This is a genomic window from Pseudomonas sp. PF05 (assembly GCF_056521845.1).
This window is the reverse complement of the sequence record NZ_JBWLPW010000019.1, coordinates 23,055-35,371: the sequence shown is the minus strand read 5'-3', so window position 1 is coordinate 35,371 and position 12,317 is coordinate 23,055. Positions and strand designations below refer to the sequence as shown.

The following is a 12,317-nucleotide window of genomic DNA, read 5'->3' as shown; positions in this document are numbered from 1 at the left end:
AGGACCCATGGCAAACGTGCAAAGCGGGAAAATGATCGTCGGTCTGGATATCGGCACTTCCAAGGTGGTGGCGCTGGTAGGCGAAGTCGCGGACGACGGCACGCTGGTCATCGTCGGGATCGGTACACACCCGTCCCGTGGCTTGAAAAAAGGCGTGGTGGTGAACATCGAGTCCACCGTGCAATCGATCCAGCGCGCCATCGAAGAGGCGCAACTGATGGCCGGTTGCCGGATCCACTCGGCGTTCGTCGGCGTGGCGGGCAATCACATCCGCAGCCTGAACTCCCACGGCATCGTGGCGATTCGTGATCGCGAAGTCAGCTCCGCCGACCTTGAGCGCGTACTCGACGCGGCCCAGGCCGTGGCGATCCCGGCGGACCAGCGGGTGCTGCACACCCTGCCGCAGGATTACGTCATCGATAACCAGGAGGGCGTGCGTGAGCCCCTGGGCATGTCCGGCGTGCGCCTGGAAGCCAAGGTCCACGTGGTGACCTGTGCGGTGAACGCTGCGCAGAACATCGAGAAATGCGTGCGCCGCTGCGGCCTGGAAATCGACGACATCATCCTCGAGCAGTTGGCCTCGGCCTACTCCGTGCTGACCGACGACGAGAAAGAACTGGGCGTGTGCCTGGTGGACATCGGCGGCGGCACCACCGACATCGCGATCTTCACCGAAGGCGCCATTCGCCATACGGCGGTGATCCCGATCGCCGGTGACCAGGTGACCAACGACATCGCCATGGCGTTGCGCACCCCGACCCAGTACGCCGAGGAGATCAAGATCCGTTACGCCTGCGCCCTGGCGAAGCTGGCCGGTGCCGGCGAAACCATCAAGGTGCCAAGCGTTGGCGACCGTCCACCGCGCGAGCTGTCGCGCCAGGCCCTGGCCGAAGTGGTCGAGCCGCGTTACGACGAGCTGTTCACGCTGATCCAGGCCGAACTGCGGCGCAGTGGCTACGAAGACCTGATCCCGGCCGGCATCGTGCTGACCGGCGGTACGTCGAAGATGGAAGGCGCGGTCGAGCTGGCCGAAGAGATTTTCCACATGCCGGTGCGCCTGGGCGTGCCCCATGGCGTCAAGGGCCTGGATGACGTGGTCCGCAACCCGATCTATTCCACCGGCGTGGGCCTGTTGATGTATGGCTTGCAGAAACAGTCCGACGGGATTTCGTTCTCAGGCATCGGCAGCCGCGACAGCTACAGCAGCGAAGAGCCGAAGGCACCGCTGTTCGAGCGGCTCCAGGCCTGGGTCAAAGGCAACTTTTAAGTTCCAAAGCTTCAAGCGGCAAGTTTCAGGCTTGGCGCTGGAAGACGCAGCAAACGCAGTAGGCGAAAAAACTAGAGAATGAAAGGAGAGGGAAAATGTTCGAACTCGTAGACAACATCCCCGCTAGCCCGGTTATCAAAGTAATCGGTGTCGGCGGTGGCGGCGGCAACGCTGTCAACCACATGGTCAAGAGCAACATTGAAGGCGTTGAGTTCATCTGCGCCAACACTGATGCCCAGGCGCTGAAATCCATCGGCGCGCGGACCATCCTGCAATTGGGTACTGGCGTGACCAAAGGCCTGGGCGCCGGCGCCAACCCTGAAGTCGGTCGTCAGGCCGCTCTCGAAGACCGTGAGCGCATCGCTGAAGTCCTGCAAGGCACCAACATGGTGTTCATCACCACGGGCATGGGCGGCGGTACCGGTACCGGTGCGGCGCCAATCATTGCCGAAGTGGCCAAGGAAATGGGGATCCTCACCGTTGCGGTGGTGACTCGTCCGTTCCCTTTCGAAGGTCGCAAGCGCATGCAGATCGCCGACGAAGGTATCCGTCTGCTGTCTGAAAGCGTCGACTCGTTGATCACCATCCCTAACGAGAAGCTGCTGACCATCCTCGGTAAAGACGCAAGCCTGCTGTCGGCTTTCGCCAAGGCCGATGACGTACTGGCCGGTGCCGTTCGCGGTATCTCCGACATCATCAAGCGTCCGGGCATGATCAACGTCGACTTTGCCGACGTACGGACTGTCATGAGCGAAATGGGCATGGCGATGATGGGTACTGGCTGCGCCAGCGGTCCGAACCGTGCACGCGAGGCCACCGAAGCGGCCATCCGCAACCCGTTGCTCGAAGACGTGAACCTGCAAGGTGCACGCGGCATCCTGGTGAACATCACCGCCGGTCCTGACCTGTCCCTGGGTGAGTACTCCGACGTGGGTAGCATCATCGAAGCCTTCGCTTCCGAGCACGCGATGGTCAAGGTCGGTACCGTTATCGATCCGGACATGCGCGACGAGTTGCACGTGACCGTGGTTGCCACGGGTCTGGGCGCGAAAATCGAGAAGCCTGTGAAGGTCATCGACAATACCGTTCACACCTCCATGGCTGCGCAACCGCAACAACAAGTGGCTTCGCGCCAGGAAGCGCCTGCGGTGAACTACCGTGACCTGGACCGTCCGACCGTCATGCGCAACCAGGCCCAGGCCGGTACCGCGACTGCCGCGAAGATGAATCCGCAAGACGATCTGGATTACCTGGACATCCCGGCTTTCCTGCGTCGTCAGGCCGATTGATGAAATGTATCAGGGGGATACGGGTGATTGGTGTTCAGCAAAGGTCTGGTCTGCTATCATCGCCAGCCTTTGTTGATACCAGTTCGCAATTTGCGCTGAAGCGGCCCATGCCATGATTAAACAACGCACCCTGAAGAATATTATCCGTGCCACAGGTGTCGGCTTGCACTCCGGCGAGAAGGTCTACCTGACCCTCAAGCCCGCGCCTATCGATACCGGCATTGTGTTTTGTCGTGCCGACCTCGACCCTGTGGTGCAGATTCCTGCTCGCGCGGAAAACGTTGGTGAAACCACTATGTCGACCACACTGGTCAACGGTGACACCAAAGTGGACACGGTGGAGCATTTGCTCTCGGCCATGGCTGGCCTGGGCATCGATAACGCCTACGTCGAGCTCTCCGCGTCCGAAGTCCCGATCATGGATGGCAGTGCCGGACCCTTCGTATTCCTGATTCAATCGGCTGGCCTGGAAGAGCAGGACGCCGCCAAGAAGTTCATCCGCATCCTGCGGGAAGTGACAGTGGAAGACGGCGACAAGCGCGCCACTTTCGTCCCTTTCGAAGGTTTCAAGGTGAGCTTCGAGATCGATTTCGATCACCCGGTTTTCCGTGACCGCACCCAGAGTGCAAGCGTGGATTTTTCCAGCACTTCGTTCGTAAAAGAAGTCAGCCGCGCCCGTACCTTTGGTTTCATGAGTGACATCGAGTACCTGCGCAAGCACAACCTCGCACTCGGCGGCAGTGTTGAAAACGCGATCGTGGTCGATTCCGATGGTGTATTGAACGAAGACGGCCTTCGCTATGAAGACGAATTCGTCAAACACAAGATCCTCGATGCAATCGGCGACCTCTACCTGCTGGGCAATAGCCTGATTGGTGAGTTCAAGGGCTTCAAGTCCGGCCACGCACTGAACAACCAGCTGCTGCGCAAGTTGATTGAGCAGAAAGATGCTTGGGAAGTCGTGACGTTCGAAGATGCCAGCACTGCACCAATCTCTTACATGCGTCCTGTTGCGGCCGTGTAAGCAAAAAAAACCTCTCTAGTTTTTGAAGGCTGCCTTTGGGTGGCCTTTTTTTATGGGCGCTTTTTTGGTGTGTATATCCATTGCTGCGGTAACGGCTGCTTATGTTTCCGCGCGAGCAGGCTCGCTCCCACATTCAAATCTTCAGTGAACCAAAACTTATGTCCACCACAGAACTACTGTGGGAGCAAAGCTTGCTCGCGAAGAGGCCAGCACATCCAACATCACCGCAAGCTGACACACCGCCTTCGCGAGCAAGCTTTGCTCCCACAGATCTGACAGGTGTACGACCAGGAGAGCCAGGTCGGCTATCAGGCATGCCGAGCCTAGGCGAGGCACCGAGTGGTGGGGCAGAAGCGCTTCGGTTACTTTCGCCTGGGCCGGCTTTCGGATTTTCGAAAGTGACCCGCTGTAAGAGCGGAACCGCCAGTGGCCGTTACCGCAGCAACGGATATACACACTAAGTGAACAGCCACAGGGGGACCGTCACATCGCACAAACCACACGATTACGCCCACTGGCCTTGGCCTGGTACAGCGCCTTGTCGGCAGCGAACATGAGTTGTTCGAGGTCGCCATACGGCCCTTGGGCCCAAGTGGCGATGCCGATGCTGACTGTCATGGGAGCCTCACCTTCGCGGACGGGCGGCAATCGTTCCACCGCTTCGCGAATGTTCTGGGCCATGGTAAAGGCTCCGGCGGTTGTGGTCTCCGGCAGTACTACCGAGAACTCCTCACCACCGTAGCGCGCTGCCAGGTCGGCCGGGCGACGGACATGCTTGCTGATCAACTGCGCCAAGGTTCGCAAGGCCTCGTCACCGCGTTGATGGCCAAGGCGATCATTGAACGCCTTGAAGTGATCGGCATCGATCATCATGACGGACAGGGGCTGACCCGAACGCTGGGCACGCATCCATTCCTGTTGCAGTGTTTCGTCCAGGGTCCGGCGGTTGGCCAGGCCCGTCAGCGAGTCGACGGAGGCCCTTTGGGCCAATTCCCGCTCAGCGGCGTGGCGGCGTCGCAGTTCACGGCGCAACAGCCAGGTCAGCCAAAGCAGGCCAATGCACAGCGCGCCGGTGGCGCCACTGACCAACAATGCCGTGCGTCGCCATGACGCGAACACCTCTTGAGAGGAGAGCGCCACCACGACGATCAAGGGCAAGTTGCCCACCTGGGAAAAAGTGTACAGGCGCGGCGTCTGATCCTGGCCCGAAACACTGGTAAAACTGCCATTGCCTTCGCGCAGGATCCGCATGAAATTCGGTCGGTGACTGAAGTCCTGGCCTGTCAGGTCGTCGGCCAAGGGTGGCTCTTGTGCCAGGAGAATACCGTCGCGGCTGACCAGGTTGACCGTACCGCCATGACCAATGTTCAGGCTCTTGAACAATTGGTTGAAGTAGTTGAGGCGCATCGCGGCCTCGGCCACGCCCATGAACTCGCCCCGTTCGTCGCTCAGTCGATAGCTGAAACTGATGCGCCAGTCCTGCGCGTGACTTCTGGAGCGGAACGGGCGGCTGATCATCATGCCCGGGTTTGGATCCTGGACGTGGGACTGGAAATACTCCCGATCGGCATAGTTGCCTATACGCGGCGTGATCGAGGCGGAGTCAGCGATCACATCGCCGCGTTTGTCCAGCAGCAGGATGTCGCCTTTATAGGGGGCGGCGGTGGCGCGGTCGAACAGCGCCAGATGGCGAATCGCCGGCGAAACGTCTTTCAGGTCTTCGCGTTTGGCGGCGCTGACCAAACCTTGCAGCGACAGATCGTAGAGCTCCACGTTACGCAGCACATCGGCGTCAATCAGTTGCACGATATTGGTCGCCGCACGTGTCGCGGCCTGTTGTGCGGCAGCATGTTCGCGAATCAGCAGGAACGTCACGATGCTCAGGATGGCAATGACAACCAGCGAACTGGCCAGTACGAGTACCCATTCTGAACGTATCGAAGGCGGGGGGTTGCCGGGTGTCGCACTGCGCGCGCTCATGGGGCCGATATCTGCATTGTCATATGGCTGGGATCCGTCCCAAAGGATTGCAAACCGGCAATGAACCAAGTGCTGGCCTTTTACTGATTGTGCTTGGATCGGTGAGGGCGGGCAATCAGTGTTTGCACAATAAACTGTGTAGGCGTTGCCAAAGGCTGCGATCTGTTGATTTTGATCCAGTTGGCTTTCGCTCAGCATTCAATGCTGGAAAAGATCGAACCTTGTGGAGGCCTCAGGCTGGCAAGCGGATCCCGAACGTGTTGGCGCCCTGGTCACTGTGCACAAATACCTCGCCACCATGCATCAGGGCGATGGCCTTGACGATGGCCAGCCCCAGCCCATGGTTGGCGCCACTGTTGCTGCGCGAGGCATCGACGCGATAGAAGCGTTCGAACAGGCGCGGCAGGTGCTCGCCGGCAATCGGTTCGCCGGGGTTGGTGACCGCGAGGGTGATGTGCTCGCCAAGGGCTTCGATGCGCACGTCGATCACTTGTCCGGGCGCGGTGTGCTGTACGGCGTTGCTCAGCAGGTTGATCAGCGCCCGACGCAGATGGGCGATCTCGATGTTGGCCTGGGCGTCACCGCTGACCCGGACCTGGACCTGGGCATCTTCCAGAATGAAATCCAGGTAGTCGAGGGTGGTCGCCACTTCGCTGGCCAGTGACGTGCTGGTCAGTTTGGTGGCCTTGCTGCCTTGGTCCGCGCTGGCCAGGAACAGCATGTCGTTGATGATCGAGCGCAGCCGCTCCAACTCCTCGAGATTCGATTGCAACACTTCAAAGTAGTGTTCGGCCGAGCGCCCACGGGTCAGCGCAACCTGGGTCTGGCCGATCAGGTTGGTCAGCGGCGAGCGTAATTCATGGGCGACGTCGGCATTGAACGATTCCAGCCGCGAGTAAGCCTGTTCGACCCGGTCGAGGGTGGCGTTGAAGGAGCTGACGAACTGGTTCAGTTCCGGCGGCAAGGGCGACAGTTGCAAGCGTCCGGTCAGGCGGGGCGGGGCCAGGCGCCGGGCTTCATCGGACAGTTTGATCAGCGGCTTGAGGCCGATGCGCGCGACCCAGTAGCCCAGCAACGAAGCCAGGAGCACACCGACAATCGCCAGGCTCACCAAGGCCACCAGCAGGTGATGCTGGGTCTGGTAGAAGGTCTGGGTGTCGATGCCGATCATGAAGCGCAGCGGCGGACGCTGGTCCTTGGCCGGAAATTGGCTCACCAGCACTTTCATCGGGTAGTGCCGCTGGGGCAACGTCAGGTCGCGTTTGCCTAGGGCGCCTTGGGCGAAGGTGCGGATCTGCGCATCGGGATTGCCGTATTCAAAGCGTGGATCGTCGCTGACGATCCAGAAGTGGATGCGTTTGTCTTCTTCGCCGAGCAATCGCAGTTTGTTGTTGATCTTCACCCAATGTTCAGGCGTGCCGTAGCGGCCGACCATGGACTCCAGGACACTGTAGCGGGCATCGAGCTCGGCTTCGGGCAACAGGCCCAGGCCCTTGGCAACCTGTTGGTACAAGGCGCCCCCGATCAACAGGAACACCAGCGCCGCCACCAGCGTGAACATACCGCTCAGGCGCAGGGCGATGCTATCAGGGACGCTCATCACTGCGACTCTCCAGCACATAACCCATGCCACGGATGGTGTGCAGCAGCTTCTGTTCGAACGGCCCATCGAGCTTGGCCCGCAAGCGCTTGATTGCCACTTCCACCACGTTGGCGTCACTGTCGAAGTTGATGTCCCAGACCATTTCGGCAATGGCGGTTTTCGAGAGAATCTCACCCTGGCGGCGGGCCAGAACGCTAAGCAGGGAGAACTCCTTGGCCGTCAGCTCCAGGCGTTGGCCGGCGCGTGTGGCCTTGCGGCTGATCAGGTCGATCCACAGGTCGGCGATGCTCACCTGCACCGGTTCGTGGCCGCCGCTGCGACGGGTCAGGGCTTGCAGGCGGGCCACCAGTTCGAGGAAGGAGAACGGCTTGCCCAGGTAGTCATCGGCGCCGTCGCGCAAGCCCTTGATGCGGTCCTCGACCCGTTCCCGGGCGGTGAGCATGATCACCGGCGTCTGTTTGCGGGCGCGCAAGGCCCGCAGTACGCCGAAGCCGTCCAGGCCCGGTAGCATCACGTCGAGCACGATCACCGCGTAGTCGGTTTCCAGGGCCAGGTGCAGCCCCTCGATGCCGTCCGGCGCCACGTCCACGGTGTAGCCTTGTTCGCTCAGGCCGCGGTGCAGGTAGTCCGCGGTTTTTTCTTCGTCTTCGATAATCAGAACGCGCATGGCCCTGCCTCAGTGGTCTGTGCTTGCCAGCGCCGCCATCGGCGCCGATCCTGGCTGATGGGCGGGTCGATGGAACAGTCGCTCCAGCCACAAGTATATGACCGGTGTGGTGAACAGCGTCAGCGCCTGGCTCACCAGCAGGCCGCCCACCACCGCGATGCCCAGGGGCTGGCGCAGCTCCGAGCCGGGGCCATAGCCGAGCATCAGCGGCAAGGCGCCGAGCAGGGCGGCCAGGGTGGTCATCATGATCGGCCGAAAACGTGTCAGGCACGCCTGGAAAATCGCCTCCTGGGGTGCCATGCCTTGGTTGCGCTGGGCATCGAGGGCGAAGTCGATCATCAGGATGCCGTTCTTCTTGACGATCCCGATCAGCAGCACCAGCCCGATCAGCGCCATGATCGAAAAGTCCTGGCCCAGCAGCCAGAGCATGATCAGTGCGCCGAGGCCGGCCGAGGGCAGGGTGGAGATGATCGTCAACGGGTGTACGAAACTCTCGTAGAGCACGCCGAGGATGATGTACACGGCCACCAGCGCGGCGAGGATCAGCCACGGCTGGCTGGCCAGCGAGCTTTGGAACGCTTGGGCCGCGCCCTGGAAATTGCCGGTAATGGCGGCGGGCATGCCGATTTCGTTCTTCGCCTGGTCGAGCAGGCGCACCGCGTCCCCCAGGGCCACGCCGGGCGCCAGGTTGAATGACAGGTTGGCGGCCGGGAACATGCCATCGTGGGCAATGGACAACGGGCCGTTGCTCGGCGCATCGAAGCGGGCCAGGGCAGAGAGCGGCACCATTTCCCCACTCAGGGGCGAACGCAGGTAGAAGTACGCCAGGCTTTCGGCCTTGCCGCGTTGTTGGGTGTCGAGCTCCAGGATCACGTTGTACTGGTTGATCTCGGTCTGGAATTCATTGATCTGCCGCTGGCCGAAGGCGTCGTACAGGGCCTGGTCGACATCGGTGGCGGTGAGGCCGAAACGCGCCGCCGCACTGCGGTCGATGTTGATGTGGGTGATGCTGCCGCCCAGTTGCAAGTCGTTGGAGATGTCACGGAACGCCGGGTTGCCACGCAGCTTGTCGGTGAGTTTTTGCGTCCAGGCGTTGAGGCTCGGCCCGTCGTTGCTCTTGAGCACGTATTGATATTGGGCGCGACTGGGGCCGGAGCTGAGGTTGATGTCCTGCCCGGCCCTGAGGTACAGCACCACGCCAGGGATCTTCAGCAATTGCGGGCGGATCCGGTCGATGAAGCCGCTGGCCGACACGTCACGCTCGCCCCGGGGCTTGAGGGCGATCCAGAAGCGGCCGTTGGCGATGGTCTGGTTGTTGCCCGAGACGCCGACGGAGTGGGAGAAGGTCTGCACTGCAGGGTCGGCGGCGACGATTTCGGCCAGGGCCTTGTGCTTGGCGACCATGTCCGGGAACGACACGTCGGCGGCGGCTTCGCTGGTGCCCAGTACCAGGCCGGTGTCCTGTACCGGGAAAAATCCCTTGGGAATGAACACGTAGCCCACCACCGCCAGGGCCAGGGTCAGGCCGAACACGCCGATCATCAGTTTCTGATGGGTCAGGGCCCGACGCAGGCCGCGCTCGTACCGGCCCAGCAGACGCTCGCCGAACCCCCTCTTGCTGTGGGCATGATGCACCGGGGCGCGCATGAACAGCGCGGCCAGGGTCGGCGCCAACGTGAGCGACACCACCACTGAAATCAGGATGGTCGAGGTGGCGGTCAGGGCAAATTCCTTGAACAGACGCCCGACCACGCCGCCCATGAACAGCAACGGAATGAAGGCCGCCACCAGCGAGAAGCTGATGGAGACCACGGTGAAGCCGATTTCGCCGGAACCCTTGATCGCCGCTTCACGCATGCCTTCGCCGGCTTCCAGATGCCGGTGGATGTTCTCCACCACCACGATCGCATCGTCCACCACGAACCCCACCGAGATGACGATCGCCACCAGGGTCAGGTTGTTCAGGCTGAAACCCATCACGTACATCAGGGCGAAACTGGCGGTCAGCGATACCCCCAGCACCGCCGAGACAATCAGGGTCGCCGAAAGCTGGCGCAGGAACAGCGCCATTACCGCGACCACCAGCAGCACCGCGATCAGCAAGGTGATCTCCACTTCATGCAACGAGGCGCGGATGGTCTGGGTGCGGTCGATCAGGACCTTGACCTGCACGGCGGCGGGCAACATGGCTTGCAGGGTGGGCAGGGCCGCCTGGATGCGATCGACGGTCTCGACGATGTTCGCCCCCGGTTGCCGGAAGATCACCAGGTTGACCCCCGGCTCGTTGTCGGACCAGGCCTGCACGTAGGCGTTTTCCGAGCCGTTGACGACCTTGGCGATGTCCTTGAGGTGAACCGGTGCCCCGTCCTTGTAGGACACGATCAGTTCACCGTACTCCTCAGGCTGGAACAACTGGTCGTTGGTGGACAGGGTGGAAATGCTCGAATCGCCGTACAGGGCGCCCTTGGCCAGGTTGAGGCTGGCCTGCTGGAGCGCTAGGCGGATGTCTGCCAGGGTCAGGCCGATGGCGGCGAGTCGGTCAGCCGAGGCCTGGACCCGGATCGCCGGACGCTGCTGGCCGGTAATGTAGATTTGTCCTACGCCATCGATCTGGCTGATCTGACGCGAGAGTAGCGTTTCGACGTAGTCGCTCAGCTCGGTGCCGGGCATCAGGGAGGAGCTGACGCTGAGGATCAGCACCGGGCTGTCGGCAGGGTTGACCTTGCGCCAGGTCGGCAGGTTCGGCATGTCGTTGGGCAGTTTGCCGGCGGCGGTGTTGATCGCCGCCTGCACTTCCTGGGCGGCGGTGTCGATGCTTTTATCGAGGCTGAATTGCAAGATCAGGTTGGTCGAGCCCAGGGCGCTGCTGGAGGTCATCTGGGTGATGCCGGGAATGGCACTGAATTGCACTTCCAGCGGTGTCGCGACCGACGACGCCATGGTTTCGGGACTGGCCCCAGGCAACTGCGCGTTAACCTGGATGGTCGGGAATTCCGCCTGTGGCAACGGCGCGACGGGCAGGCGAGGAAACGCGATCACGCCCAGCAGTACCAGGGCAAATGTCAGCAGCACCGTGGCGATGGGGTGGTCGATGCACCACGCTGAAACCGAGCCGCGGCCCTTCATGGTTGCGGCGCCGAAGTCTTGGCCAGGGCGGGCGGATCACTGAGCACCTGGATGTGGCTGCCTGGCTTGAGCCGCGACTGACCGTCGCTCACCAGTTGATCGCCAGCGTTCACCCCTTTGATGATGTGCATGTCGCTGTCCTGGTAAACCATGACCACCGGCACGCTTTCGACCTTGTCGCCCTTGATCCGGTACACGAAATGTTGCTCCAGCCCGCGCTGGACCACGGTGGGAGGCACCACCAGGGCGTCCTTGTCGAGGGCGGTCTGGATTTTCAGCGTCACCAGTTGCCCGGGCCACAGCCGTTGCGCGGCATTGTTGAATTCAGCCTTGGCCCGCAGGGTCCCGGTGTTGGCGTTGATCTGGTTGTCGATGAGGCTCAGGCGCCCCTCGCCGAGCAGCTCCCCGGTGGCTCCATCGGCGCCGATATAGGCCTTGACCAAGGCTTGCTCGGGCGCCGCGATCAACCGTTGCAAGGTGGGCAGCATTTGCTGGGGCAGGGAGAATTCCACGGCAATCGGGTCGATCTGGGTCACCGAGAACAGGCCTTCGGTGTCGCTGGTGCGCAGGAAGTTGCCTTCATCCACGTTGCGAATGCCGACGCGACCGCTCACCGGGGAGCGGATCTGGGTGTAGGACAGTTGCACCTGCGCCGAATCGATGGCCGCCTGATTGCCCTGGGCGGTGGCCTTGAGCTGGTTGACCAGCGCCTGTTGCTGGTCGTAGGTCTGCTTCGAGACGCCATCATCGACGCTCAGCAATTTGTAGCGCTTGAGATTGATCTGGGCCACCGCCAGCTGGGCCTGGCTCTCGCCGAGCTGGGCCCTGGCCTGGTCGAGGCTGGCGCGGATCGAACGGTCGTCGATGGTCGCCAGCAGGTCACCCTTCTTGACCCGTTGTCCTTCCTTGACCAGCAGCCGGGTGAGGATGCCGTCGATCTGCGGCCGGATGACCACGCTGTGCAGCGACAGGACCGTGCCGATGCCGCTGGCAAAGCGCGGTACGTCCTTTTGCACCACGCTGACGGACCGTACCGGAACGGCGGGGGGAGCGCTGGGCCTGGCGGTCACGGGCTTGAGCGCAAACCAGAGGACGAGGGCCGCCAGGGCCACCAACGGCACGACGAGCAGGACAGTTTTCTTCTGGGTGCGCATGGATATGAAGGGCCGGTTCTGGACGCAGGAGTTGGAGCTTTCTTATATAGCGTTGCGAGCCGGTCAGGAAGGTGACGGCTAACTGACAGGCTTGTCAGTTTTGTCCCGGCTTGTCGTCGGATGAATGGTTGTGCTGGATGAAACTGCCCTGCGCGCTGTGATATCGGGCAGGTATACTGCCGCCTTTCGCGGCTCGCCCTTCGGGCC

Annotated in this window: 8 protein-coding genes; 3 read left to right on the top strand and 5 right to left on the bottom strand. The window is 61.7% G+C overall.

Annotation, left to right across the window (positions count from 1 at the left end; all coding sequences use genetic code 11):
* Positions 1-7: 7 nt before the first annotated feature.
* The 3 genes from ftsA to lpxC all read left to right on the top strand — a co-directional run bounded on the left by ftsA (position 8) and on the right by lpxC (position 3,580).
* Complete coding sequence (gene ftsA, locus AC09SL_RS24880; protein ID WP_058542749.1) at positions 8-1,267, top strand: cell division protein FtsA; 1,260 nt, start codon at positions 8-10, stop codon at positions 1,265-1,267.
* A gap of 95 nt (positions 1,268-1,362) precedes the next feature.
* The gene (gene ftsZ / locus AC09SL_RS24875) at positions 1,363-2,556 is read left to right on the top strand and encodes a cell division protein FtsZ (RefSeq protein WP_058542750.1); all 1,194 of its coding nucleotides are present in this window, start codon (positions 1,363-1,365) and stop codon (positions 2,554-2,556) included.
* Between the two features lie 112 nt (positions 2,557-2,668).
* Complete coding sequence (gene lpxC / locus AC09SL_RS24870; RefSeq protein ID WP_003178240.1) at positions 2,669-3,580, top strand: UDP-3-O-acyl-N-acetylglucosamine deacetylase; 912 nt, start codon at positions 2,669-2,671, stop codon at positions 3,578-3,580.
* A 483-nt stretch (positions 3,581-4,063) separates the two neighbouring features.
* Here the strand turns inward: lpxC and AC09SL_RS24865 are convergent, their stop codons facing one another.
* The 5 genes from AC09SL_RS24865 to AC09SL_RS24845 form a co-directional block, all read right to left on the bottom strand.
* Positions 4,064-5,560, bottom strand: a complete 1,497-nt coding sequence (locus tag AC09SL_RS24865) for a sensor domain-containing diguanylate cyclase (RefSeq protein WP_058542751.1) — start codon at positions 5,558-5,560, stop codon at positions 4,064-4,066.
* Positions 5,561-5,792: 232 nt separating this feature from the next.
* Positions 5,793-7,160: a heavy metal sensor histidine kinase gene (locus AC09SL_RS24860; RefSeq protein WP_058542752.1), complete on the bottom strand. Its 1,368-nt coding sequence runs from the start codon at positions 7,158-7,160 to the stop codon at positions 5,793-5,795.
* A complete protein-coding gene (locus AC09SL_RS24855; RefSeq protein WP_058542753.1) occupies positions 7,147-7,830 on the bottom strand; it encodes a heavy metal response regulator transcription factor in 684 nt (227 codons plus the stop codon). Before AC09SL_RS24855 ends, AC09SL_RS24860 begins: the two co-directional genes overlap by 14 nt.
* 9 nt (positions 7,831-7,839) lie before the next feature.
* Positions 7,840-10,956 (bottom strand): multidrug efflux RND transporter permease subunit, encoded by a 3,117-nt coding sequence (locus tag AC09SL_RS24850; RefSeq protein WP_058542754.1) that lies wholly within the window; start codon positions 10,954-10,956, stop codon positions 7,840-7,842.
* Entirely contained in the window at positions 10,953-12,110 is a 1,158-nt protein-coding gene (locus AC09SL_RS24845; RefSeq protein WP_058542755.1) for an efflux RND transporter periplasmic adaptor subunit, read from the bottom strand. The genes AC09SL_RS24850 and AC09SL_RS24845 overlap by 4 nt, the downstream gene beginning before the upstream one ends.
* Positions 12,111-12,317 lie beyond the last annotated feature (207 nt).